Origin of the sequence: Aeromicrobium sp. CnD17-E, assembly GCF_024124745.1 — a bacterium.
Classification (GTDB): Bacteria; Actinomycetota; Actinomycetes; order Propionibacteriales; family Nocardioidaceae; genus Aeromicrobium.
This window is the reverse complement of the sequence record NZ_JAMXRU010000003.1, coordinates 57,170-81,522: the sequence shown is the minus strand read 5'-3', so window position 1 is coordinate 81,522 and position 24,353 is coordinate 57,170. Positions and strand designations below refer to the sequence as shown.

Genomic DNA, 24,353 nt, shown 5'->3' with positions numbered 1-24,353 from the left:
CCTGCCGGCGGGCGAGACGGCCGGCGGCTCGCTCGAGCCGCACGGCATCGCCCTCTCCGCCGGTGCAGCCGGAGCCGCCACGCTGGGGCTCGCCCACACCGTCGGCGCGTGGCTGCTCGACAGCGTCGGCTGGGACGGACCGCGACGCTACGCGGCGACTCTCGACGCGGCAGAGCTCGACGACGACGTCGCCGTGCTCGTCATGGCCGACGGCAGCGCCACCCGCACCGAGAAGGCGCCCGGCCACCTCGACGGACGCGCGGACGCGTTCGACGCCGCGATCGCCTCGGCCCTCGCCGACGGTGACCCGGACGTGCTCGGCGGCATCGACCTCGACCTCGCCGCCGACCTCTGGTGCCAGGGTGCGACGACCCTGCGGGTCGCGGGCGACGCCGTGGCCGCGCGGGTGCACCGCGACGACGCACGCGTCAGCGCACGGTTGTCGCTCGACGAGGCGCCGTTCGGCGTCGGCTGGTTCGTGGCGTCCTGGCAGCTGGGCTGAGCCCCACCGCTACCCGGGTCAGGGGCGCGCAGGACCCGCGGTGCCGCCCGGGCCGCGGCGGTCGTCCTCGGCCAGCTTGTCGGCGGCGTCCTTCGCCTTGCCGGCGGCACCGTCGATCTTCTGCGTGTACTTGCCCTTGGTGGCCTTGTCGGCCAGCCCTGCAGCCTTGTCGATGCCCTGGTCGATCTTCGCGTTCTGCGTGCGCGCCAGCTCGGAGGCCTTCGCCTTCAGCTCGGGTGCGTTCTTCTTCAGCTTGTCCAGGAAGCCCATCGGATCTCTCCTCGGTCGCGGGGGAGCGGTCGTGTGTGCCTCGAGCGTACGAGAGACTCCCCAGGTGAGCAGTGTCGAACGCCTCGTGGTCGTCGTCGGCCCGACCGCGTCGGGCAAGTCGGCGCTCGCCGTCGACCTCGCCCTCGAGCTGGGCGGGGAGGTCGTCAACGCCGACGCCGTGCAGCTGTTCCGCGGGATGGACATCGGCAGCGCGAAGGTCACGCCCGAGGAACGGCGCGGCGTGCCGCACCACCTGCTCGACGTGCTCGACGTCGACCACGCCACGTCGGTGGCCGCCTTCCAGCGCGACGCCCGCGCCGCCGTCGAGGACTGCCTGCGGCGCGGCGTCACGCCGATCCTCGTCGGCGGTTCGTCGCTCTACGTGCGGGCCGTCGTCGACGACTTCGTGTTCCCGGGAACCGTGCCCCAGGTGCGCGAGAAGTACCAGCGTCGGCTCGAGACGGAGGGGCCGGAGGCCCTGCACGCGGAGCTGCGACGGGTCGCGCCGGACGCCGCCGAGCACGTGCTGCCCACGAACGGCCGGCGCCTCGTCAGGGCCCTGGAGGTCACGGAGATCACGGGGGAGCCGTTCGTCGCCACCCTTCCGCCGCACCGGTCGATCTACCCCGACGTGGTGCTGCTCGGCCTCGACGTCCCCCGTCCCGTGCTCGACGAACGGATCGTCTCCAGGGTCGACGCCATGTGGGACGCGGGCCTGGTCGAGGAGGTGCGGGGGCTGCTCGACCACGGACTGGCCGACTCGCCGACCGCGTCGCGGTCGATCGGCTACCAGCAGGTGCTCGCGATGCTCGACGGCGACCTGAGCGACGCCGAGGCCCGCGCCGAGACCGTCCGCGGCACCCGCGCGTTCGCCCGGCGGCAGGACCGCATGTTCCACCAGGACCCCCGGGTCGTGTGGCTGCCGCACGACGCTGACGACGTCCTCGAGCGGGCGCTCCGCGCGGTGCGCGGCGACGAGCCGGTTCCGTCGGGCCCCCGGACGTAGACTGGGACGTATGACTTTCCCCTGGCTCAAGGGGCACGGCACCGAGAACGACTTCGTCCTGCTCCCCGACCACGACGGCACGGTGCACGGCGACCTCGACCCGGCGTTCGTGGCGGCGCTCTGCGCACGACGTACGGGCCTCGGCGCCGACGGCGTGCTCCGCGTGGTGCGCTCGGCAGCGCTCGACGTGCCCGAGGCGGCTGCCAGCGCCGGGGAGTGGTTCATGGACTACCGCAACGCCGACGGGTCCGTCAGCGAGATGTGCGGCAACGGCGTCCGCGTGTTCGCCCGCCACCTCGTCGACGCCGGCCTCGTGCCGGCCGACGCGCCCGTGGTCGTCGGCACCCGCGACGGCGACAAGGTCGTCACCGTCGACGGCGACCAGCTCAGTGTCGACATGGGCGCCTACGACGTGCGCGGCACGTCGAAGGTCGAGGTCGACGGACGTGTGTGGGAGGCGCAGGACGTGCGCACGGGCAACCCGCACGCCGTCACCTTCGTCGACACCCTCGCCGACGCGGGCACCCTGCTGCAGGCGCCCACCTACGACACCGCGACCTACCCCGAGGGCGTCAACGTCGAGTTCGTCGAGCGCGTCGCCGACCACCACGTCGCCATGCGCGTCCACGAGCGCGGCTCCGGCGAGACCCGCTCGTGCGGCACCGGCGCGTGCGCCGTCGGGATCGCCACCGCGCTCGCCGACCACGCCCTCGACGCCACCGGCTCCACGACGTACCGTGTCGACGTCCCCGGCGGCACCCTGAACATCACGGTCGAGCCCACCCGGGTCGTCCTCGCGGGACCGGCCCGCATCGTCGCCACCGGAGAGATGGAGTGGATCGCGTGAGCGAGTCCGACACGAACGTTGCCAGCAGGCTGGGCATCGACCCCGTGGTCGACCGCGACCTGGAGGGCGCGCACGACGGACTCGAGCTCGCCGAGCGTCAGTCTCTGCGGCGCGTCGCCGGGCTGCGCACCGAGCTCGAGGACATCACCGAGGTCGAGTACCGCCAGCTGCGGCTCGAGCGGGTCGTGCTGGTCGGTGTCTGGACCGAGGGCAGCGCGGAGGACGCCGAGAACTCCCTCGCCGAGCTGAAGCTGCTCGCCGAGACCGCGGGCTCCGACGTCCTCGACGCGCTGCTCCAGCGTCGTCAGCGTCCCGACCCCGCCACCTTCATCGGCAGCGGCAAGGTCGAGGAGCTCACCGCCGCCGTGCAGGCCACCGGCGCCGACACCATCATCTGCGACGGCGAGCTGGCGCCCAGCCAGCTGCGCAACCTCGAGGACCGCACCAAGGTCAAGGTCGTCGACCGGACCGCCCTGATCCTCGACATCTTCGCGCAGCACGCGAAGTCGGCGGAGGGCAAGGCGCAGGTCGAGCTCGCCCAGCTGCAGTACCAGACCCAGCGCCTGCGCGGATGGGGCGGCAACCTGTCGCGCCAGGCCGGTGGACGCGCTGCCGGCGGTGAGGGCATCGGCGGTCGTGGTCCCGGTGAGACGAAGCTCGAGACCGATCGTCGTCGCATCCAGTCCCGCATGGCCAAGCTGCGTCGGGAGCTCACGGCGCTGCGCACCACCCGCGACATCAAGAAGGCGCGACGCCGGCGCAACGAGGTCCCGGCCGTCGTCATCGCCGGCTACACCAACGCGGGCAAGTCGAGCCTGCTCAACCGGCTGACCGGCGCGGGCGTGCTGGTGGAGGACGCGCTGTTCGCGACCCTCGACCCCACGACGCGCAAGACCCAGACGAGCGACGGACGCGTGTTCACGATGTCCGACACCGTCGGCTTCGTGCGCCACCTGCCGCACCAGCTGGTCGAGGCGTTCCGCTCCACGCTGGAGGAGGTGGCCGAGGCCGACCTCGTGCTCCACGTCGTCGACGCGTCGCACCCCGACCCCGCCGGCCAGATCGCGGCCGTGCGCGAGGTGTTCGCGGAGATCGAGGCGCTGCACGTGCCGGAGATCATCGTCCTCAACAAGGCCGACGCCGCAGACCCGCTCGAGGTCAAGCAGCTGCTCGCCCGCGAGCCGCACGCCGTCGTCGTCAGCGCCCGTACCGGCGAGGGCGTCGACGAGCTGCTCGCCGCGATCGAGGCCGACCTGCCCCGCCCCGCGGTACGCGTGGAGGTCGTGGTGCCCTACGAGCGCGGCGACCTCCTCAACCAGGTGCACGAGACGGGCGAGATCGAGGAGCTGGCGCACGAGTCCGACGGCACCCACCTCGTCGCCCGCGTCTCCGACGACCTCGCCCACCAGCTCAACGCCCTCTGACCCCTCGACCAGCGGAGGATCCTGCTGGTCGAGTGCCTCCACGAGCGCCAGCGAGGGGAGGTGTATCGAGACCACTCTGGGGTGTCGCTGGGGGTCGGTCGGCTCTGGGCCGTTGCCGGGTGGTCTCGATACGCACCGACGTGCTCGCTGGCGCTCGCCGTCGCTGCTACTCGACCAGCGAGAGGGTTCGCTGGTCGAGTGCCTCCACGAGCGCCAGCGAGGGGAGGTGTATCGAGACCATTCTGGGCCGACGCTGGGGGCCGGCTTGCGCGGATCTGTTGCCGGGTGGTCTCGATACGCAGGGACTTCGCAAGCTCGTCCCCGCTACTCGACCAGCGGAACCTACCGCTGGTCGAGTGCCTCCACGAGCGCCAGCGAGGGGAGGTGTATCGAGACCACTCTGGCCGACGCTGGGGGCCGGCTTGCACGGATCTGTTGCCGGGTGGTCTCGATACGCAGGGACTTCGCAAGCTCGTCCCCGCTACTCGACCAGCGGAACCTACCGCTGGTCGAGTGCCTCCACGAGCGCCAGCGAGGGGAGGTGTATCGAGACCACTCTGGGGTGTCGCTGGGGGTCGGTCGGCGCTGGGCCGTTGCCGGGTGGTCTCGATACGCAGGGACTTCGCAAGCTCGTCCCCGCTACTCGACCAGCGGGAGTCTCGCTGGATCTCCGCTGGCCCACCGTCGGCCGGGTGACCTCCTGTGGACACCCGGCCGACGGTGGGGAGGGGTCCGTCTAGGCTCGCTGGCATGCCCGACAGCCCCAGCGTCCGCGACGTCCTCCACGCCGCGGTCGGGGCGGTCGGCGGCACCGAACGACCCGGCCAGGTGGCGATGGCGGAGGCGGTCGCGGACTCGCTGGAGTCCGGGCGCCACCTCCTCGTGCAGGCCGGCACCGGCACCGGCAAGTCGCTCGGCTACCTCGTGCCGTCGCTGCTGCACCACAAGCGTGTCGTGGTCTCCACGGCCACGTTGGGCCTGCAGCACCAACTCGTCCAGCGCGACCTGCCCGCCCTGGTGAAGGGGGCGCACGAGGTGCTGGGCACCACACCCAGCTACGCCGTCGTCAAGGGACGCTCGAACTACGCGTGCCTGCACCGCGTGCGCGAGGGGGTTCCCGACGACCAGGGGGCGCTCGTGGACATCCCGGAGGGGACGCTCGGTGCCGAGGTGCTCGAGCTGCGCGAGTGGGCCGAGGAGCTCGCCACCCAGCGGGGGAGCGGCGACGGGTCGCACGGCGACCGCGAGTCCGCGCCCTCGCACACCGACCGTGCCTGGCGGCAGGTCAGCGTCACGCACCGCGAGTGCCTCGGTGCCACGCGGTGCCCGCACGCTGCCGAGTGCTTCGTCGAGCTCGCGCGGGAGGCCGCGTCGACGGCTGACCTCGTGGTCACCAACCATGCGCTCCTCGCCATCGACGCCATCGACGGCGTGCCCATGCTTCCCGAGTACGACGCGGTCGTCGTCGACGAGGCCCATGAGCTGGCCGCCCGCGTCACCCAGGCAGCGACGGCCGACCTCGACCCGGCCATCGTCGAACGGGCCGCGCGGCGCGGGCGGCCCTACACCGACGGGGAGACCGACGACCTCAGCGACGCTGGCGACGCGCTCGCAGCCGCTCTGGCCGGCGTCCAGCCGGGACGGATCGACCACGTCGTCGACGAGCTGCACGAGGCGCTGGCGCGCGTGCGCGACGCTGCACGCGCCTGCCTCTCTGCGTTCCCCCGCGAGAAGGCGGAGGTCGAGGGTGACGCCGCGCGGCAGCAGGCCAAGGCCGGACTGGAGGAGATCCGGCTCGTCGCCGACCGGATGGCCTCGCTGCGGGAGACCGAGGTGCTGTGGATGTCGGATGCTCGCGGCCCGGTGCTGCACGTCGCACCGATCGACGTCTCGGGCAGCCTGCGCGACAAGCTGTTCGAGGAGAAGACCGTCGTCCTCACCAGCGCCACGCTGACCGTCGGTGGCGGCTTCGAGCCGGTGGCCGCCTCCGTGGGCCTGTGGCGCGACGATGCGGACCGGTGGACCGGCCTCGACGTCGGCTCGCCGTTCGACTACCGGCGGCAGGGCATCCTCTACGTCGCCAAGCACCTGCCTCCGCCGGGACGCGACGGCATCACCGACGCGCAGCTCGACGAGATCGCCGACCTGCTCGAGGCCGCCGGCGGTCGCACCCTCGGGCTGTTCTCCTCACGTCGCGCTGCGGAGGCCGCGGCCGAGAGCGTCCGCACGCGGTTGCCGGGCCGGGAGATCCTCTGCCAGGGCGACGCGCACCTGTCGGAGCTCACGCGCCGGTTCGCCGCCGAGGAAGAGACCAGCCTGTTCGGCACGCTGTCGCTCTGGCAGGGCATCGACCTGCCGGGCGACACCTGCCGGCTGGTGGTCATCGACCGGGTGCCCTTCCCTCGCCCCGACGACCCGCTGATGAGCGCCCGTCAGCGACTGGTCGAGAAGCGGGGCGGCAACGGATTCATGAGCGTCGCCGCGGCGCACGCCGCGCTGCTCCTGGCCCAGGGGGCGGGGCGGCTGATCCGGCGCACCGACGACCGTGGGGTGGTCGCGATCCTCGACCCCCGCATCGTCACCGCGCGGTACGGCAGCTTCCTGGCGGCGTCGCTGCCGCCGCTGTGGCGCACGACCGACCGCGACGCGGTGCTCGGCGCGCTGCGCCGCCTCGACGACTGAGCCTGGAACGCATACAGGCCCCGTCCCTCGGTGAGGGACGGGGCCTGCGTGCGTGAGAGGACGACCAGGAGCACTCAGAGACGGCGCAGGACCGTCGTGACCTTGCCCAGGATCGTGGCGTGGGTGCCGTCGATGGGGGAGTAGTCGTCGTTGTGCGGGAGCAGCCAGACCTGGCCGTCCTTGCGCTGGAACGTCTTGACGGTGGCTTCGCCGTCGAGCATGGCGGCGACGATCTCGCCGTTCTCGGCGACCGGCTGCTGACGGACGACCACGTAGTCGCCGTCGCAGATCGCGGCGTCGACCATCGAGTCGCCCCGGACCTCGAGGAGGAACAGCGTGCCGTCGCCGACGAGGGTGCGGGGGAGGGGGAAGATCTCCTCGACCTGCTCCTCGGCGAGGATCGGGCCGCCGGCAGCGATCCGCCCGACCATGGGAACGTAGGTGGCCTCGGGGCGCTGGTCGCCGAAGCCCGTCTCGTCCACGACGGAGTCGTCGGCCGAGCTGAGCGTCCGACGGGCCTTGACGACCTCGGGCAGGAAGATCTCGATGGCGCGGGGACGGTTGGGGTCGCGCTTGACGTAGCCGAGACGCTCCAGCACCCGCAGCTGGTGGGCCACGGACGACGTGCTGGCCAGTCCCACGGCGCCGCCGATCTCTCGCATGCTCGGCGGGTAGCCGCGCTGCTCGATCTGGTCGCGCATGAAGTGGAGGATCTTCTGCTGGCGTCCGGTGAGACCGGTCATCTCGTCGACCGGGCCGTCGGGAAGCTCACGGACGGAGTTGCGTGAACCCTTCGGGCGGCCGCGGCGCGGAGCCTCGATGGACGGATCGACAGCGTCGTCGAGTGGGGTGTCGTCGCTCATGGGGACCACGCTAGACCTCTGGGAGGACGTTTACAAACACATGTTCGACAGCGTGTCGCTGTTCGAACGCGGCCTTCTGGGGAGTCCCGGCTAGCCCTCGAGAGCTCCAGAACGAGGAGCGAAGCAGGTGTCGTCGGTCACCATCGAACATTTCTTCGCATCACTTCTGCCTGGAATTCCAGTCGTGATCGGGCAGAGATCGACATCGTGTTCGACAGGGGGCTGCTTTTGTCGGCAGCTTCCCCTACAGTCGTACACGTGTTCGATCGAACATCTGTTCGCCGGATTCGCTGAGCAACCGCCCGCGGAGGACCGACGTTCGAATGACATCGGCAGGCGTTCGATCGACACACCAGACCTCGCACGATCCTCTTCCTTCCCCGGAGGCCCCCATGAGCACCATCTCGATCACCACGTACGACCGTCGCACCCTGCGTCGTCCCGCCGTTGCCGCTCCTGTCCGGCTGACCCGCCGCGGTCGCCTGGTGCTGGTGCTCGCGATCATCGCCGCGCTCGCGGTGGGCGCGGTCGTGCTCGGCTCCTCGACGGTCGCCACCGACGAGGCCGGCGCTGTGCCCGCCACGCGCGTCGTCACGGTGCAGGAGGGGCAGACCCTCTGGCAGATCGCCGCCGAGGCCAACCCTGAGGGCGACGTGCGCGACACGGTCGACGACATCATGCGCATGAACTCCCTGCCCAGCGCCGGTGACCTGCAGCTCGGCTCCGACCTGGCGGTCCCGGTCTACCAGTGACCCGACCGTCCGGCACCGCGCGTCGGGCACCATGGGGGCATGGCCCCCGGACCTGACGCGCACCCCCTGGTCGTCCACGTCGTCGCCGACGCGACCGATCGCGACGGCGGGCACGTGCTGGAGCGGCTCGAGGAGCGCGGCGCCGAGCTCGACTGGCTCGACCGCGACGACCTCCCGCCTCACTGGGACGCCGACGGTGTCGACCTGCTGCTCCTGCTCGGCTCGGAGCGCTCCGCGCACGACCCGCGGTGGGAGTCGGTCGTCGAGCGGGAGTCCGACATGGTCCGCGTCGCCGTCGGCACCGGGACGCCGGTGATGGCGATCTGCTACGGCGCCCAGCTCGCGGCACGAGCCCTCGGCGGCACGTCGTACCGCGGTGACGGAGCCGAGGCGGGCTGGAAGCGCATCGACACGATCGACGAGGTGCTCTGCCCGGAGGGCCCGTGGGCGCAGTTCCACCAGGACGTGCTGGCGCCGCCGCCGACCTCGACCGTCCTCGGCCACTCCTGGTTCGGGCCGCAGTGCTTCGTCGACGAGGCCTTCGACGGCCGGGTCATCGCCTGGCAGTTCCATCCTGAGGTCACGACGTCGACGTTCGCCCGATGGGTCGACGAGGACGCTGCCCTCGTGCGTGCGGAGGGATCGTCGCCGGCCGAGCTCAAGCGCCAGGCGCTCGCCAACGCCGTGCGGAGTCGTCAGGCCGCACACGACCTCGTCGACGCCGCTCTCGCCTACCTGCGCGTGCGGACCACCTAGACCTCCAGGTCAGGAGGTCGCGACGTTGAACAGCCAGGCGACGCCGAACCTGTCGTTCAGCAGGCCGAACTCGTCGCCCCAGGGTGCCGGAGCCAGCGGCACGACGACCTCGGCGCCGTCGCTGAGCCCGGTGAAGTACTCGCGCAGGCGCTCGTCGTCGCCGGTCAGTGCGATGTTGATGGCGGTGCCCATCGCGGGATCGTCGCCACCGGGAGGCGTGTCGGAGGCCATGATGTCCAGCCCGGCGTCGGACACCAGGTGGCCGTGCATGACCAGGTCGGTCCGGGCGGGGTCGTCGCTCATGCCGTAGTCGCCGAAGGTGGCGACCGTCAGCTCGCCTCCGAGGATGGAGTGGTAGAACTCCAGCGCCGCGCGCGACTGGTCGCGGAAGTTGAGGTACGGGTTCAGGCGGATGGTCATGGCACCATCCTGCTCGCTCTTGTTCCGAGATGGAACAGAACGACCGGATCCGGTGACGAGGGGCCCCGCGACACGCCCTCCCGGCGGCCGTGCTGCTCGTCCTGTAGCGCCCTGACCTGCGCAAACGCGACCCCCACGGATTTGTCGGCGCAGATGTGTTGACTGGCTTGCACGACCTTGTGCCGAGGCGTACCGTAGCCACTACATCTAGTGATTACATCGATGTAGTTCTCCACATCTAGTCCCACAGAGAACGCCGAGTTACCCACAGGAATGGCGGGGAATCCACCGGGAATCCCCAGTTCCGTCCCCAGGTCGGCCAGTCCCGACCGACCCCATCAGCCCACGGAGAGGAGAGCACGATGAACTGCCCCTTCTGCAAGGACGGCGACACCCGCGTGCTCGACTCGCGCGTGGCCGACGACGGCGGCGCCATCCGGCGACGTCGCGTCTGCGGGCACTGCCAGAAGCGGTTCACGACCATCGAGCAGATGCAGCTCACCGTGCTCAAGCGCTCCGGCGCCACCGAGCCGTTCAACCGCGAGAAGGCCGTCGCGGGCGTCCGCAAGGCGTGCAAGGGTCGCCCCGTCTCCGACGACGACCTCGCACGTCTCGGCCAGCAGGTCGAGGACGCACTGCGCGAGAGCGGGGCGGCGGAGATCGCCGCCGACGAGGTGGGGCTGGCCATCCTCGAGCCGCTCAAGTGCCTCGACGAGGTCGCGTACCTGCGGTTCGCGAGCGTGTACAAGGCGTTCGACTCCGTCGACGACTTCGCCGCCGAGATCGCCGAGCTCATGGCTCGGGCGGCCGACGGGGAGCTCGCCGAGCACACGGCCCACCGCGACGACCCCCGCGAGCACGACAGCACCGCGCAGCACCCCTGAACCGCTGCTCGTCCCGCGGGACGAGCGGACGTACGACAGCAGCACGGCCTGAGCCTCGGGCCCACCCTTTTACACACCCTCAGCGAGACCACAGGAGCAATCTCATGACGGAGACGGTCGACGGATCGACGAGCCGGGCACAGTCCGGACGCGCGCGTGCACGCAAGGGCAAGGCCCTCAGCATCGAGCGTGTGTACACCACCGAGGGCGTGCACCCCTACGACGCGGTGACGTGGGAGCGTCGCGACGTCGTGCAGACCAACTGGAAGACCGGCGAGACCGTCTTCGAGCAGCGCGGCGTGGAGTTCCCCGACTTCTGGAGCGTCAACGCGTCCACCATCGTCACCACGAAGTACTTCCGTGGTGCCGTGGGCTCGCCCGAGCGTGAGCAGAGCCTGCGCCAGCTGCTCGACCGCGTCGTGCTCACCTACACGAAGGCGGGCAAGGAGCACGGCTACTTCGCCACCGACGCCGACGCCGAGGTCTTCGAGCACGAGCTGACCCACATGCTCCTGCACCAGGTGTTCAGCTTCAACAGCCCCGTCTGGTTCAACGTCGGCACGTCGAGCCCGCAGCAGGTCAGCGCCTGCTTCATCCTCGCCGTCGACGACTCGATGGACTCGATCCTGAACTGGTACCGCGAGGAGGGTCTGATCTTCAAGGGTGGGTCGGGCGCCGGCCTCAACCTCTCGCGCATCCGTTCGTCGAAGGAGCTGCTCCGCTCCTCCGGCGGCACCGCGTCCGGTCCGGTCTCCTTCATGCGCGGCGCCGACGCGTCCGCCGGCACCATCAAGTCCGGTGGCGCGACGCGTCGTGCGGCCAAGATGGTCGTCCTCGACGTCGACCACCCGGACATCGTCGAGTTCGTCGAGACCAAGGAGCGCGAGGAGGAGAAGATCCGCGTGCTCCGCGACGCGGGCTTCGACATGGACCTCGGTGGCGAGGACATCACCAGCGTCCAGTACCAGAACGCCAACAACTCGATCCGCGTCGACGACGCGTTCATGCGCGCCGTCGAGGAGGGCACCTCCTACGGCCTGCGCGCCCGCACGAGCGGCGAGGTCATCGAGGAGATCGACGCGAAGGAGCTGTGGGGCAAGGTCGCGAAGGCCGCGTGGGCCTGCGCCGACCCGGGCATCCAGTACGACTCCACGATCAACGACTGGCACACCACGCCTGAGACGGGGCGCATCACCGCCTCGAACCCGTGCTCGGAGTACATGCACCTCGACAACTCCAGCTGCAACCTCGCCAGCCTGAACCTGCTCAAGTTCCTCTCCGAGGACGGCACGACGTTCGACGTCGAGCGATTCGTCAAGAGTGTCGAGCTGATCATCACGGCGATGGACATCTCGATCTGCTTCGCCGACTTCCCGACCGAGGCGATCGGCGAGACCACGAAGGCCTACCGTCAGCTCGGCATCGGCTACGCCAACCTCGGCGCGATGCTCATGGCCTCGGGCCTGGCCTACGACTCCGACGGCGGCCGTGCGCTCGCCGCGTCGATCACGTCGCTGATGACCGGTGTGTCCTACCGTCGCTCGGCCGAGCTGGCCGGTGTCGTCGGTCCGTACGACGGCTACCAGCAGAACGCGGCGCCGCACACGCGCGTCATGCGCAAGCACCTGGCGGCGAACGACGACATCCGCACGATGCACTCGATGGACATCGCCGTGCAGCGCGAGGCCACGAAGCAGTGGGCGGACAACCTGAAGATCGGCGAGAAGAACGGCTGGCGCAACGCCCAGGCGTCGGTGCTCGCCCCGACCGGCACCATCGGCTTCATGATGGACTGCGACACGACGGGCATCGAGCCCGACTTCTCGCTGGTCAAGTTCAAGAAGCTCGTCGGCGGCGGCTCGATGCAGGTCGTCAACCAGACCGTCCCGGTCGCGCTGAAGAAGCTCGGCTACACGGGCGAGACCATCGAGGCGATCATGGAGTACATCGCCGAGAAGGGTCACGTCGTCGACGCTCCCGGCCTGAAGACCGAGCACTACGAGGTCTTCGACTGCGCCGTCGGTGACCGCGCCATCAAGCCCATGGGCCACGTGCGCATGATGGCGGCGGCCCAGCCGTTCCTGTCCGGCGCGATCTCCAAGACGGTCAACATGCCGGAGACGTCCACGGTCGAGGAGATCGCCGACGTCTACTTCCAGGGCTGGAAGCTCGGCCTGAAGGCGCTCGCCGTCTACCGCGACAACTGCAAGGTCGGCCAGCCGCTGTCCTCGCAGAAGAGCCAGGACGACAAGACGTCGGCCAGCGCGGCTGCCGAGGCGACCCCCGAGGTCAAGACGGTCGTCGTCGAGAAGCCGATCCGTCGCCGTCTGCCGAAGTCGCGTCAGTCGATCACCACGTCGTTCAGTGTCGGCGGTGCCGAGGGCTACATGACCTCGGGCGCCCACGAGAACGGTGAGCTGGGCGAGCTGTTCCTGAAGCTGGGCAAGCAGGGCTCGACCCTGGCCGGCGTGATGGACGCCTTCTCGATCGCGGTCTCGATCGGTCTGCAGTACGGCGTGCCGCTGGAGACGTTCGTGCAGAAGTTCACGAACCTCAAGTTCGAGCCGGCGGGTCTGACGGACGACTCCGACGTCCGCATGGCGCAGTCGATCATGGACTACGTCTTCCGCCGTCTGGCGCTGGACTACATCGACTACGACACGCGGTCGGCGCTGGGCATCCACTCGGCCGAGGAGCGCCAGCGCTACCTCGACACGGGCAGCCACCAGCCGATCAGCAAGGGTTCGACGGCTGCAGAGCTGGTCGAGACCCAGCCGGAGACCCTGAAGGAGGCCGCGACCGCCGAGGCCGCGACCACCGCCGAGGTCCCCGCGGACGTCTCCGCGGAGCAGGCGCAGGCCGACACGGCCAAGCCCGCCCCGCAGACGGCCCACACGTCGGCCGAGCTCCTCGAGGTCATCACCGGCTCCGCGGTCGACTCGCCCCTCTGCATGACCTGCGGCACGAAGATGCGTCCCGCCGGCTCCTGCCACGTCTGCGAGGGCTGCGGCAGCACCAGCGGCTGCAGCTGAGTGTGACGTGTCGGCGGACGACCCACACGGGGTCGTCCGCCGACATCGATCGGTAGTGGCCACACGATCGAGATCGGACATCTAGCAATGCTGACGAGCGCTCATCGTGTCCGCGCTCTCGGTGCATCCACCAACGTCATCGCTGTGCCGCGGCGCAGGCGGATGCGTCAGGCCTCGGAAGGCGCGGCGTGAAGCTCACCCACATCAGGATCAAGGATTTTCGAAGCTTCGTGGGCGAACACGGCTTTGACCTGACCAGCGGTGTGAACTACTTCGTTGGTCCGAACAACAGTGGCAAGTCGAACCTGCTCAGGGCGATCGAGCTTGTCCTGGATCCCGACGCCGAATACGTGCCGGAGCGTGACCGACCAGTTTCGACCATAGGGGTGGGCTCGCCTCGAGTAACACGCATCACCTTGACCTTCCAGGTCGGCACCACCGCGCCCGAGTCCACGCTGCTCAAGCGCGCGAAGAAGTACGAGATGGCGGTCAAGAAGGGGAAGGCTGGCAAGACCTACGCGGATGACCGCGAAGTTCGGTTGGTCGCGTCCTTTGCGGGAGGAGTAAGACAGACGACCTTCAGCGCGCGTGGCGCTGGCGCCGCGTCCCTGCCGGCTGACAGCGACGAGCACCAGAAGCTGGAGGAGCAAATGCGAAGCGTGGTCCGCTTCGCGGTGGTCCACAGCGGAGAGGACCTGGACTCGCTTCTGCAGGGCAAGTTCCGCGAGATCCTGCAGCTCGTCATCGGGGACCATCTCGGCGAAGCCCTGAGTGCTGCTGAAGATGCACGAAGCAAGTACCTGGAGCACCTCCAGACGAAGTTGCTCGAGCCGTTGCGGTCGCAGGTCCGCGATCGCGTCTCAGTCATGTTTCCCGAGGTCACACTTGCCGAGCTCGTCCCCGATGTTCCAACGGTCGAGCAGACGCTCTCGTCCGTGGACGTTCGTCTGGGCGATGTGATCACCACAGGGCTCGCAGACAAGGGCACGGGTCTGAGGGGGGGAGTGCTCGTGGCAATGCTCCAGTACCTCGCCGAGCAAAGCAGGCGATCGCTCGTGCTTGCAGTCGAGGAGCCTGAAGCTTTCTTGCACCCTGGGGCCCAGGAGGCCATCCGCGATGAACTGAGCGCGCTGGCCAAGCGTGCCGACGTCACCCTGCTCGTTACGACTCACTCGCCCTACGTGATCTCCAAGGAACCTGAGTCGATGGTCTCGGAGGTCGGAAAGTCGGTGGACGGCGCGACCCGACGTATCCAGAGCGCTGCGGGTGATAGCAGCCACGCCTCCGTGCTGGGCTCGCTCTATCGGGACGCCGGGATGGCTTCGGTGCTCGACCGATCGCTCTCCATCCCTGATGACTGCAGGGGAGTCGTCATCACGGAGGGCTACACGGACGCAGTCTTCGTCCGCGCGGCCTGTGAAGTGGCGGGGCGGCCAGAGCTGATGGACGGCCTTCACGTCATCGAGGCGGGCGGATCCAAGAAGATGATCGTCCAGGCCGTCCTGGCTCGCTCTGCCACGCAGCTGCCCGTTGTGGCGCTGCTCGATTCTGACGACAACGGCAGGCGTGCTCAGAGCCAGCTCGAGGACTTTGGGTGGAGCAAGACACGCGAGATCCTGAGCCTCAGCAAGTGGCCCGGAAGGTGCGCGCACCAGCACGACGTCGAGATCGAAAGCCTGATCCCGGAGCCCGTTGCCCTGAAGATCGTCAGCACGCTCGGCGAGCCCGCGGCCGTGACGGCGAAGCGAGCCTGTGGCGGGTCCTGGCACTACGAGTTCAGCGATCTTTGGAAGAAAAAGGCACTGGAGTCGCTGCGAATGATCCTGCGTGCGCCTGATGCGAGTGGCCTCGTCTGGGTCGCCGAACAGCTGAACGAACGGATCGACCTGGTGGCGAAGGCGAACAAGGCGGCAGCGGCACACCTCGCAGCCAAGGGCTCGCGGTGAGGCCGCCGGCGAGACGGCGCAGTGCGTCGTCCACGGTCGGACGGGCCTGGGCGTGCTCCCTAGCGGAGCGGTTCGAGGGCGACCCCGCTGACACGCGTTCAATCCCGCCCCTGTCTGACCAGACCAATAGGCTTCGAACATGAGCTCGACGGCGCATTCGTTCACCTTCATTGACCTCTTCGCCGGCATCGGCGGCTTCCATGCCGCTCTCAGCGCGCTTGGAGGAGAGTGCGTCTACGCCTCGGAGATCGACGAGGCGGCGGCAAAGATCTACCAGCACAACTGGGAGATGGAGGTTGCAGGCGACATTGTCCCAGAGACCGATCCGGTTGTGAAGGTGCCGCCGCACGACGTGCTCGCGGCAGGCTTCCCATGCCAGCCGTTCAGCAAGTCCGGCTTCCAGCGGGGGATGGACGAGGCGCGGGGGACGCTCTTCTGGAACATCCTGCGCATCCTCGAGGAGCACCGCCCGTCGCTCGTGCTGCTCGAGAACGTCCGCAATATCGCCGGCCCCCGACACGCCCACGAGTGGCAGGTGATCATCCGGTCGCTGCGCGAGCTCGGCTACCAGGTGAGCTCGACGCCTGCGGTGTTCTCGCCGCACCTTTTGCCGCCGTCGATGGGGGGCCGGCCGCAGGTGCGTGAGCGCGTGTTCATCGTCGGCACCTACGTCGGGACCGAGCAGTCGCACAAGGAGGTCGACCCCGTCGTGCGGAACCGGCCGATCGACGGCTGGAACCCGCAGGACTGGGTCCTGAGTGACTACCTGCAGGACGAGGACGAGATCGCCGACCGTGCGAACTACGACCTGACGCCGGCCGAGCAGCACTGGGTGCGCGTGTGGTCAGAGTTCGTGCTCCGCCTCCGCGCCGCCGGCGTGCAGAAGCTCCCCGGCTTCCCGATCTGGGTTGATCACTTCCGACACATCGACAGCCTCGTCGTCCCCGACGGCACGCCTGCGTGGAAGGCAAACTTCCTCCGCAAGAATGCACAGTTCTACACCGAGCACGAGGAGCTCCTCAACCGGTGGCTGGATGACTTCGACGAGCTCGAGGACCTTCCCGCGTCCCGGCGGAAGTTCGAGTGGCAGGCGCAAGATGCTGCGTCGCTCGAGGACTGCATCATGCACTTCCGCCCGTCCGGCATCCGCGTGAAGAGACCGACCTACGTCCCGGCGCTCGTCGCCATCACCCAGACGACGATCCTGGGCAAGCCTTTGCGTCGCATCACACCTCGTGAAGCGGCTCGGCTTCAGGGCCTCCCGGACTCGTTCGAGTTCCCTGGACAGCCTGACTCGGCCTCCTACAAACAACTCGGCAACGGAGTGAACGCCGGAGTCGTCTACCACGTGGCGCGCGCCGAGATGGCCCGCAGCGGCAACGCTCGCTGGGAGTCAACCCTCCGGTCGAGCAGCGAATCATTCGACGTCTGAAGAACGCCTGGGACGGCAGATGAAGAGTGCCTGCACGGCATGCCAGAGACCTGGTGCGGTATCTGCAAGCCGCACGGGGACCATGTCGCGACGTCTCGGGTGGGCCAGTTCGGGTTCCACGGGGGCGTGACGAAGCAGGACGTGCTGTGGGAGATCTGCGAGGCCCTGGATCTGCCGAAGATGTCGGTCGGCGTCGGGAGCAGCCTCCCCTCCGAGGTGTTTGACGCAGCGGCGCGCCAATTCGGCCTGCCCTCCGGGTCAATGCCCGAAGTCGGAGAGTCGGTGGCACGGAAGGCCGGTTTGTCGTGGCCTGCGGATGTCGACTCCCGCGGAAGTGTGTCGGGCGGTGGCTTCACCGGCACGCTCGAGGGCCTGAAGATCATGAGGGACGCGTTGCGCCTGCTCCTGGGCTGAGGTCACCACGAACGAGCAGCTCGATGCGGTCGGCAGCAGCACGAGCGTCCTCGTGCTCCCAGACTCGGACGACGGCCCACCCCTGGCTCTCAAGTAGGGTGTTGGTGTCAGCGTCGCGCTCCCGGTTGCGTTGGATCTTCCAGTCCCACCACTCCCGGTTCGTTGCGGGGCGGTGGCCATGGTCGGGGCACCCGTGCCAGAAGCACCCGTCGACGAACACTGCGACCTTTACCCTCGTGAAGGCGACGTCGATGCGTCGACGACGGTTGCCCGGCACGTGCAGCTGGACGCGGTATCGGAGCCCCCGTCGATGGAGCTCCCGTCGGAGCGCCATCTCGGGTGCAGTGTCGCCGCGTGCCAAGGTTGACATCTTCTTGGACAGCCAGCCGCCGGGGCTCTTTCGGGGTGGCTCTTGGTGCATCACTGCTCCGTAAGCACCTGCTCTGCAATGTGGAACCTCGACCCCGCCGCCCTGGAGGTGTTGAGCTTGTACTTCGTGCCGCGCGGCGAGCCGTCCGTCTGGCGGCCCTGCGCCATCACGACGAGCACTCGCTGCTCGACGGCTTCCTTGAGGACGCTTCGGTCGGCGAAGTAGAAGGCGTCGAGACGCTTTGGCGTGAAACCTGTCTTGGACTTCCGCTCGTAGGCGGGAGGGTGTGCTCGTGTTGCCGGCGTCCGGCCCTTGTCCCGCCTGAAGTCCCGCTGCCACTGACGAAAGTCGCCCTGGTCGAACTCAGTAGTGCCCTCGAGCACCAGCACGCCGAAGCCGCCGTCTTCGACGCAGGCTTCGATGGCCTCCGTCGCATTGAGGATGGCTTCGGGGGAGTCGTCACCGTGGCACTTGAGGTCCCACACCTCGGTGAGGCTGTAGTCGAACACAGTCCTGCCGAACACCTTCGGCCCACCGCCGAAGGTGTTGACCAGCATCGGCAGGACGAGGTGCTCGAAGTAGAAGCCTCTCCATTCGTCCTGCGCCCAATGAGCAGACTCCGCTTCCCACATCTCCTGCACAGATGCCCGCCCGTCCATGTGGTTTGGAAGGGCATCAGCGATGACGGCCAGGAGGGCGCGTGCCTCCTTCTCGGCGGTGCTGAAGGCGCCGCGAGCCCGTTCAGGGTCGCTACGAAGCGCCCTCTCCGCGGCGTCAAGCACCCTGTTCAGTCCCTCGAGCGTGATGGTCTGTCCCGATGACCAGCAGGAGTCGTCCCACGACCCTCCCAGCTCGCGGACGATGGCCTCGGCCAAGGCAGGCTTGGGGAGTGATCGGTCGACGGTAGAGCCGAGGCCATCTGCCAGGTCGACGAGGACGGACTTCCGCTCCTTGCTCCCGGGGCCCAGGGTCTGTGGAGGGCCGTCGGTGAGAGAGCTGATCCGGGCCACCGCCTCCATCTTGCTCCGTGCAGGAAGGGGAGCTGTGGAAGCATCCGCCCGACGCGCACGTCGACCGACTTCGCGATGAACCCCGCTCAGCAGCCTGTTCAAGCCGACGAGGGTGATTGTCTGGCCCGAAGACGTGCAGTCTGGAGTCCACGCCATGCCCAGAGCGCATGCGACCTCCTCGGCAAGCTGGTGCTTGTCGAGACGGGGGTCCATCGAAAGACTCAGCCCGGCGACGAGGCCCTCGAGCAGGCTCTTGCGCTCCTTGCTCCCGGGGCCCAGGGTCTCAGGAGGTGCGCCGACGAGAGCGCTGATTCGGGTGACGGCCTCAAGCTTGCTGTCCGCCGGGACGAAGTCGTTCACGCTGGCGATCCTAAGCATCGGTCCTCCGGAAAGGCGTTGAAGAGACGGCGGCTGTTGATGAAACAGGCCCGACCGGGACCCACGCCATTGGCGCGGCGTGGCGGCACCACGCAAGGACCGTGGTGCGCGAGCGACACGGAGTCTTAGCCGCGAGGCGAGGGGCAGGAGAGGTCGTTGTCGTTGTGCGACGGCGGCGACTCCGGCGGTCCAGGGGGTGGAGCGCGGCGGGGCTACTCGATGCTCGGGAAGCTCTGACGAATGATGTCGAGCACTTGCTTCGCTCGCGCCTCATCAAGCTGGATGGACTGGCTGACATGTCCCGCTCGAATACGTTCATCGCTCCCGTACGTATCGATCTGCAGCAGGCGACGCCCGTCCACGACGAACGTGCGCCAGCCACCGTCAGTCTCGACGTGCAGGGAGTTCCGTTCGGCAGAGGTCGCGTGCAGGTTCCGAAGGAGAGCCATCGGTTGATCGTAGCCACGCGGGCCGCTTGTTTTGGTTGAATGTCGAGAAACGTCACGGCGTCCTCCTATGCTCCCGGCATAGCCACGTACCGAAGGAGACCATGGACTGCGGCAGCATCAGCATCCGACCGGGCGTCGGCATGCTGAACCTCTTCCCCCACATGAAGTACCAGCCGTGGTACGCACTGGGCGAGCTCGTCGACAACGCGATCCAGAGCTATGTGGCGAACCGCGACGCGCTGCGCGATGTCGACGGAGTCTCCTACCAGCTCCGGATCGAGATCCAGGTGGACAAGGCCGACGGTGGGTCCATCGCCGTGCGCGACAACGCAGCCGGCATCTCCTCGGTCGACTGGCCGCGCGCCTTCCGCGTCGCGGACCCGCCGGCTGACCAGAGCGGCCTCTCCCAGTTCGGCGTCGGCATGAAGGCTGCATGCTGCTGGTTCGCGCGCCGATGGTCCGTCCGCTCGTCCAACCTGGGAGAGCACACGACGCGAGAGGTCTCCTTCGACGTGCCGGCCATTGTAGAGTCGCGGGACGAGACGCTCGTGGTGGTCGAGTCGGCAGAAGCCGCGCAGGCCCACTTCACGGAGGTCCGCATGGAGGGCCTCTACCGCGTGCCGCAGACCAAGACGCTCGCAAAGATCCGCGAGTATCTCGGGGGCATCTACCGGCAGTTCATCCGCAACGACGACGTGCTCATCACCTTTAACGGCGATCCTCTCGTGTTCGAGGAGCCGCCAGTCCTCGAGGCTCCGCACTACAAGCACCCCGACTCCGAACCGGTGGTGTGGCGCAAGGATGTCGACCTGCGGCTTGAGTCGGGCCGCAGGGTCAAGGGCTTTGTCGGGATCCGCGAGCGCGGAGCGACGGCCACCGCCGGCATCGCCCTCTTTTACCGCAACAAGGTCGTGTCCGGTGCCGGCGAGGAGACCTTCCGTCCCGAGGAGATCTTTGGCCGGTCCAACAGCTTCCGCTCGCAGCGCGTCTTCGGTGAGATGCACATGGACGACTTCAACGTCACGTACACCAAGGACGCCTTGGTCTGGTACGACGAGGAGGACGAGTTCCTCCGCGCACTCAAGGCCGAGCTCGACCGCGAGCCAATGCCCTTGCTAAAGCAGGCCGAGAACTACCGTTCGCGAACCGTGCCGCCCGCGCCGCCGGCCGTCGCGCGTGACCTGCTCGACAACATCATCCGCTCCTTCGGCGAGATCGATCCTGGCTCCGGGACAGCGAAGGTCGTGGTGGTCCCTCCCGGACCAGACAACGAGGCGGCTCCGGTTGAGCCGTCCGCGTCCGAGATGTTGCAGGCGGACCGGGAGCTCGTCATGGACGTCGATGGCAAGACCTGGAAGGTGTCGTTCCAGCTCGTGGCTGACGAGGCGAACCAGGACTGGATCACCGTGAGGGAGTACGGCGGCGTCGAGCCCGAGGTCGTCATCAAGGTCAACCAGGCCCACCCGTTCATGCGCGCTTACTGCGAGCTGCCTGGCGACCAGCTGGAGCCCGTGTGGCGCGTGGCCATCGCGCTCGGCCTCGGACAGGCGATCGCGCGCGCAGGGGGCGCCAGCCTCCCCGGCCTCGTGATCAGAAATGCCAACGCGCTACTGCGCACCTATCTCTCCTCGAAGGCGTGAGGTCCACCATGACCCAAGACCCTCAGCACGTCGACATCGTCCCCGCAGGCCCGACCGATCCTCTTTCGACGTGGGAACCCGTCGTCGGCCCTGAGACGAACGCCCTCGTCGACAAGGCGCTCGCTGACGACATGACTCGGGCGCAGGTGCTCACCCAGACACGAAAGATCCTTGCACGCTGCGTCGACCCCTCGGCTCCTACGCCCCAGCCGCGGACGGGCCTGGTGGTGGGCTACGTCCAGAGCGGCAAGACGCTTTCCTTCACGGCGTTGACGGCGATGGCGAGGGACAACGGTTTTGCCCTGGTGGTCCTCCTCGCCGGCACCAAGATCAGTCTCCATGACCAGACCGCGGCGCGCCTGATCGATGACTTGCGTGTGGAGCGGGAGGGGATGAGCCCCTGGTACCTGCTCAGCAATCCTGAGGCGACGTCTGCCCAGGCGAACACGTTGGCAACCAAGATCAAGACGATGCTGAACCCAGCTGCGCCGGAGATGTTCAGGCAGACGACGGTCATCACCGTCATGAAGAACACCAACAGGATCGACAAGGTGCGCGATCTTCTGGCGATGCTGGGGTCGCACGGGGTGCCCATCGAGACTCTTCCCGTCCTAGTCATCGACGACGAGGCGGATCAAGCAGGCATGAACGCCGCGAGGGTGGTGGATGGGGTGAAGGGCGAGACGCCGACCTACTCGTCCATCCTGAGCCTGCGCGACGCTGCGCCGAAGAGCTCTTACGTGATGTACACCGCCACGCCACAGGCTCCGCTTCTGATCAACCTCGCAGACGCGCTCTCGCCCGACCACGTCAACGTCTTGACGCCGGGCCCCGGATACACGGGCGGCAAGTACTTCTTCGACGAGCGACGAGCGTCCTTCGTGCACGTCATGAGTGACGCCGAGGTGTCAGGCGCGCTCGATGCGGGTGCGCTCGAGCCTCCCGAGTCGCTCAAGTCCGCCTTCGCGACGTTCTACCTGGCCAAGACCATGCTCCCGCCGGAGCGAATGATCTCGATGCTCGTCCACCCCTCCCATGGGACGGAGCTGCACAGCCTCTACGGCCAGTTCGTCACTGCACTGCGGTCACAGTGGGCCGACCTGCTGGCCACGCCCAGCATCGACCGAGACGAGCTGGTCGCCACCTACTTCAAGCCGGCGTACGACGACCTGGTCTCTTCGACTGAGCGCGACGTGCCGCCGCTCGATGAGCTGATGGCGTCGATCCACTGGTGGATGGGGGCTACAGAAGTTCGAGTCATCAACTCGAACGCAGCCAACGCAGGAGATCTCAACTGGGCGACTGCGCCGACCTGGATCGTCATCGGTGGCAACAAGCTCGACCGAGGATTCACGATCGAAGGACTTGCAGTCACCTACATGCCTCGAGGCATCGGGATTGGCAACGCTGACACGATCCAGCAGCGCGCTCGATTCTTCGGCTACAAGGCGGCTTACGGTGACCTGTGTCGGGCGTGGCTGCCGGCCAGCCTCGCGGACTCCTACGAGCACTACGTCGAGCACGAGGAGCATCTTCGCGCGGAGCTGGGCAAGGCCGAGCAGGAGGGTACGCCGCTGAAGGACTGGACCCGCAAGATGTTGCTCGACCCCCTCTTCAAGGCCACGCGACGGGCCGTCATCGACATCCCGTTCCTGCACGGTCGGTTCAAGCCGGACGCATGGACTGCCGTCGACAGGATCGGCAAGCTGGGAGCCGGCGCCGCGGCGAACCGGGAGCGTCTGGACGGATTCTTGCTGCACCGTGCTGCAGTCAAGGTGGTCGATGAGCGCGATCCGAGGCCGACCAAGCACACCGTGTTCTCTGTCTCGCTGTCTGAGCTCCTGGAGGAGCTGCTGGTCGACTGGAAGGGCGACCTTGGTGACCGGGTGCTGCTGCAGCAGCTGTGCCTCGTGCTCAAGGCGCGTGCTGACGATGATCCAGACCTCATGGCCGACGTGTACCTGATGGATGACCTGAAATCACGTGCGCGATCGCTCACCAGCGACTGCAGGTCGGTGTCGAACCTGCAGCAGGGTCGCGCGCCCAAGGGGCCCTACGAGGGTGACAAGGTGTTCTTCACCCAAGACCGCTTCAGCCTCCAGGTCCACGACGTGAGAGGCAGGGACGGTGACCCGTGCGGCACCAGTTGGAAGGGGATCGGCCTCACCTTCCGGCTCCCGAAGGAGCTGGCCGGCGGCGCCCTGGTGCAGCTGGATGACGAGCTGTGACGACCGGTGAAGAGCTCGTCGAGGCGCTCAACAGCATCAAGCCGGGTGCGGAACCAGGCTTTGACGTCCTCGACGTTGCGAGTGCACCCGGCTTCAAGATTGGCCGCGATGCGGATGATTCAGTCGTCCTTCTGACTCCGGCGGACACGAGTCCTGAACCGCCGACCCAGCTCTGGCGCCTCTCGCTCGATCCGAGCATCATGCTTTCGGTCCGTCACCCGGATGGCTCCACGGAGAAGGGTGAGTATGGACTGGTGCGGCTCCGCCTGGGAGAGGCGGAGTATCTCGAGCCCTTCCTGCAGGTCGTGGCGAACCTCGTCCGAGTTATCGGCTCGTCGCCGGGCCCCGGCGAGGTCAGCATCGCCATGCGTCGGATGGTCAGGCTGTTCGACGCCAGCCCGAACCCTCGTGGCAGCGTGCTCGGACTGTGGGGCGAGCTCTTGACCATCTGCGAGAGCGAGGCGCCGGCAGAGCTCGTCGATGCCTGGCACGCGAGCGTGTACGACAACTTCGACTTCGCGGCCAGTGGCAGCCGGCTCGAGGTCAAGACCACGACCGGGACGGGACGTCGGCACATCTTCTCCCTCGAACAGCTGTTGCCAGTCCCCGGGGCGACGGTGACGATTGTGTCGATCACGACGACCGAGACGGCCGCAGGCACCTCGGTCGAGGACCTGATCAGCCGGACGAAGAACCTGCTCGACACCGACCCGGTCCGCCAGATGAGGGTGCACGAGGTGGTCGCACAGACCCTGGGTGCCGAGTGGGCTCGCCACGTCGACCACCGGTTCGACGAGGATCAAGCCATCCAGTCGCTCAGGTTCCTCCCCGCGCCTGCCGTGCCGCGCGTCGGAGAGGTGCCTGACGCGATCTCGGGTGTGAGCTTCACGGCCGACTGCAGCGACGTGCAGCCCGAGAGCGCCCCTCACGGCCTCGCCGCATTGGTGCGGTCGCACGGTGCATGACGGAGGGGCCGTCACGACGGCTGGAGGACGGGGAGCGGTGCACGCTGACTCAGGTCGCTGGACCGAGGTCTCGCCGTCCCGCT

The 24,353-nt window shown here is 68.2% G+C and carries 21 protein-coding genes; 15 read left to right on the top strand and 6 right to left on the bottom strand.

Annotated elements, in window-relative coordinates:
• Positions 1 to 502 (top strand): hypothetical protein (locus NH339_RS01705; protein ID WP_253021857.1); only part of this gene is annotated, 502 nt, incomplete at its 5' end.
• An 18-nt stretch (positions 503 to 520) separates the two neighbouring features.
• Here NH339_RS01705 and NH339_RS01700 read toward each other — a convergent pair.
• Positions 521 to 772: an antitoxin gene (locus NH339_RS01700; RefSeq protein ID WP_067856891.1), complete on the bottom strand. Its 252-nt coding sequence runs from the start codon at positions 770 to 772 to the stop codon at positions 521 to 523.
• Between the two features lie 64 nt (positions 773 to 836).
• Here NH339_RS01700 and miaA point away from each other — a divergent pair, with 64 nt between their 5' ends.
• From miaA to NH339_RS01680, 4 genes are all read left to right on the top strand, one after another.
• A complete protein-coding gene (gene miaA / locus NH339_RS01695) occupies positions 837 to 1,778 on the top strand; it encodes a tRNA (adenosine(37)-N6)-dimethylallyltransferase MiaA (protein WP_253021855.1) in 942 nt (313 codons plus the stop codon).
• Between the two features lie 10 nt (positions 1,779 to 1,788).
• A complete protein-coding gene (gene dapF / locus NH339_RS01690; protein WP_253021853.1) occupies positions 1,789 to 2,625 on the top strand; it encodes a diaminopimelate epimerase in 837 nt (278 codons plus the stop codon).
• Between the two features lie 29 nt (positions 2,626 to 2,654).
• Positions 2,655 to 4,049 (top strand): GTPase HflX, encoded by a 1,395-nt coding sequence (hflX, locus tag NH339_RS01685; RefSeq protein WP_253021861.1) that lies wholly within the window; start codon positions 2,655 to 2,657, stop codon positions 4,047 to 4,049.
• 750 nt (positions 4,050 to 4,799) lie between these two features.
• Positions 4,800 to 6,731 carry an ATP-dependent DNA helicase gene (locus tag NH339_RS01680; RefSeq protein ID WP_253021851.1) on the top strand — a complete coding sequence of 644 codons (1,932 nt, stop codon included), beginning with the start codon at positions 4,800 to 4,802 and terminating at the stop codon, positions 6,729 to 6,731.
• A gap of 74 nt (positions 6,732 to 6,805) precedes the next feature.
• On the opposite strand, the gene lexA is transcribed toward NH339_RS01680, so the two are convergent.
• Complete coding sequence (lexA, locus tag NH339_RS01675) at positions 6,806 to 7,594, bottom strand: transcriptional repressor LexA (RefSeq protein ID WP_253021849.1); 789 nt, start codon at positions 7,592 to 7,594, stop codon at positions 6,806 to 6,808.
• 392 nt (positions 7,595 to 7,986) lie between these two features.
• Here lexA and NH339_RS01670 point away from each other — a divergent pair, with 392 nt between their 5' ends.
• Both NH339_RS01670 and NH339_RS01665 read left to right on the top strand, forming a co-directional pair.
• Entirely contained in the window at positions 7,987 to 8,346 is a 360-nt protein-coding gene (locus NH339_RS01670; protein ID WP_253021847.1) for a LysM domain-containing protein, read from the top strand.
• A 39-nt stretch (positions 8,347 to 8,385) separates the two neighbouring features.
• On the top strand, positions 8,386 to 9,102 hold the full coding sequence (locus tag NH339_RS01665; RefSeq protein WP_253021845.1) for a type 1 glutamine amidotransferase: 717 nt from the start codon (positions 8,386 to 8,388) through the stop codon (positions 9,100 to 9,102).
• 9 nt (positions 9,103 to 9,111) lie between these two features.
• Here the strand turns inward: NH339_RS01665 and NH339_RS01660 are convergent, their stop codons facing one another.
• Positions 9,112 to 9,522: a VOC family protein gene (locus tag NH339_RS01660; RefSeq protein ID WP_253021843.1), complete on the bottom strand. Its 411-nt coding sequence runs from the start codon at positions 9,520 to 9,522 to the stop codon at positions 9,112 to 9,114.
• A 362-nt stretch (positions 9,523 to 9,884) separates the two neighbouring features.
• Between NH339_RS01660 and nrdR the strand changes: the two genes are divergently transcribed.
• From nrdR to NH339_RS01635, 5 genes are all read left to right on the top strand, one after another.
• A complete protein-coding gene (nrdR, locus tag NH339_RS01655; protein WP_253021841.1) occupies positions 9,885 to 10,406 on the top strand; it encodes a transcriptional regulator NrdR in 522 nt (173 codons plus the stop codon).
• Between the two features lie 104 nt (positions 10,407 to 10,510).
• Complete coding sequence (locus NH339_RS01650; protein WP_253021839.1) at positions 10,511 to 13,438, top strand: vitamin B12-dependent ribonucleotide reductase; 2,928 nt, start codon at positions 10,511 to 10,513, stop codon at positions 13,436 to 13,438.
• A 188-nt stretch (positions 13,439 to 13,626) separates the two neighbouring features.
• Positions 13,627 to 15,384 (top strand): AAA family ATPase, encoded by a 1,758-nt coding sequence (locus tag NH339_RS18730; RefSeq protein ID WP_253021837.1) that lies wholly within the window; start codon positions 13,627 to 13,629, stop codon positions 15,382 to 15,384.
• Positions 15,385 to 15,523: 139 nt separating this feature from the next.
• The gene (locus NH339_RS01640; RefSeq protein WP_253021826.1) at positions 15,524 to 16,816 is read left to right on the top strand and encodes a DNA cytosine methyltransferase; all 1,293 of its coding nucleotides are present in this window, start codon (positions 15,524 to 15,526) and stop codon (positions 16,814 to 16,816) included.
• Positions 16,817 to 16,942: 126 nt separating this feature from the next.
• Positions 16,943 to 17,230 (top strand): hypothetical protein, encoded by a 288-nt coding sequence (locus tag NH339_RS01635; protein WP_253021824.1) that lies wholly within the window; start codon positions 16,943 to 16,945, stop codon positions 17,228 to 17,230.
• Here the strand turns inward: NH339_RS01635 and NH339_RS01630 are convergent.
• The 3 genes from NH339_RS01630 to NH339_RS01620 all read right to left on the bottom strand — a co-directional run bounded on the left by NH339_RS01630 (position 17,196) and on the right by NH339_RS01620 (position 19,437).
• Positions 17,196 to 17,600, bottom strand: coding sequence for a very short patch repair endonuclease (locus NH339_RS01630; protein WP_256474830.1), 405 nt, complete (start codon positions 17,598 to 17,600; stop codon positions 17,196 to 17,198). The genes NH339_RS01635 and NH339_RS01630 overlap by 35 nt on opposite strands.
• A gap of 50 nt (positions 17,601 to 17,650) precedes the next feature.
• A complete protein-coding gene (locus tag NH339_RS01625) occupies positions 17,651 to 18,970 on the bottom strand; it encodes a hypothetical protein (protein WP_253021822.1) in 1,320 nt (439 codons plus the stop codon).
• Positions 18,971 to 19,200: 230 nt separating this feature from the next.
• Positions 19,201 to 19,437: a hypothetical protein gene (locus NH339_RS01620; RefSeq protein ID WP_253021820.1), complete on the bottom strand. Its 237-nt coding sequence runs from the start codon at positions 19,435 to 19,437 to the stop codon at positions 19,201 to 19,203.
• A 101-nt stretch (positions 19,438 to 19,538) separates the two neighbouring features.
• On the opposite strand from NH339_RS01620, the gene NH339_RS01615 reads away from it, so the two are divergent.
• From NH339_RS01615 to NH339_RS01605, 3 genes are read left to right on the top strand one after another with little or no spacing between them, the layout of a single operon-like run.
• A complete protein-coding gene (locus NH339_RS01615; RefSeq protein WP_253021818.1) occupies positions 19,539 to 21,077 on the top strand; it encodes an ATP-binding protein in 1,539 nt (512 codons plus the stop codon).
• On the top strand, positions 21,074 to 23,305 hold the full coding sequence (locus tag NH339_RS18725; protein WP_253021816.1) for a Z1 domain-containing protein: 2,232 nt from the start codon (positions 21,074 to 21,076) through the stop codon (positions 23,303 to 23,305). The genes NH339_RS01615 and NH339_RS18725 overlap by 4 nt, the downstream gene beginning before the upstream one ends.
• Positions 23,302 to 24,270: a PD-(D/E)XK motif protein gene (locus NH339_RS01605; RefSeq protein ID WP_253021814.1), complete on the top strand. Its 969-nt coding sequence runs from the start codon at positions 23,302 to 23,304 to the stop codon at positions 24,268 to 24,270. Before NH339_RS18725 ends, NH339_RS01605 begins: the two co-directional genes overlap by 4 nt.
• The last annotated feature ends 83 nt before the right edge of the window (positions 24,271 to 24,353 follow it).

Coding starts and splice junctions, on each gene's coding strand:
- NH339_RS01700 (WP_067856891.1), bottom strand. CDS start 772: ATGGGCTTCCTGGACAAGCTGAAGAAGAACGCACCCGAGCTGAAGGCG.
- dapF (WP_253021853.1), top strand. CDS start 1,789: ATGACTTTCCCCTGGCTCAAGGGGCACGGCACCGAGAACGACTTCGTC.
- NH339_RS01680 (WP_253021851.1), top strand. CDS start 4,800: ATGCCCGACAGCCCCAGCGTCCGCGACGTCCTCCACGCCGCGGTCGGG.
- lexA (WP_253021849.1), bottom strand. CDS start 7,594: ATGAGCGACGACACCCCACTCGACGACGCTGTCGATCCGTCCATCGAG.
- NH339_RS01670 (WP_253021847.1), top strand. CDS start 7,987: ATGAGCACCATCTCGATCACCACGTACGACCGTCGCACCCTGCGTCGT.
- NH339_RS01665 (WP_253021845.1), top strand. CDS start 8,386: ATGGCCCCCGGACCTGACGCGCACCCCCTGGTCGTCCACGTCGTCGCC.
- NH339_RS01660 (WP_253021843.1), bottom strand. CDS start 9,522: ATGACCATCCGCCTGAACCCGTACCTCAACTTCCGCGACCAGTCGCGC.
- nrdR (WP_253021841.1), top strand. CDS start 9,885: ATGAACTGCCCCTTCTGCAAGGACGGCGACACCCGCGTGCTCGACTCG.
- NH339_RS01650 (WP_253021839.1), top strand. CDS start 10,511: ATGACGGAGACGGTCGACGGATCGACGAGCCGGGCACAGTCCGGACGC.
- NH339_RS01640 (WP_253021826.1), top strand. CDS start 15,524: ATGAGCTCGACGGCGCATTCGTTCACCTTCATTGACCTCTTCGCCGGC.
- NH339_RS01630 (WP_256474830.1), bottom strand. CDS start 17,600: ATGTCAACCTTGGCACGCGGCGACACTGCACCCGAGATGGCGCTCCGA.
- NH339_RS01620 (WP_253021820.1), bottom strand. CDS start 19,437: ATGGCTCTCCTTCGGAACCTGCACGCGACCTCTGCCGAACGGAACTCC.
- NH339_RS01615 (WP_253021818.1), top strand. CDS start 19,539: ATGGACTGCGGCAGCATCAGCATCCGACCGGGCGTCGGCATGCTGAAC.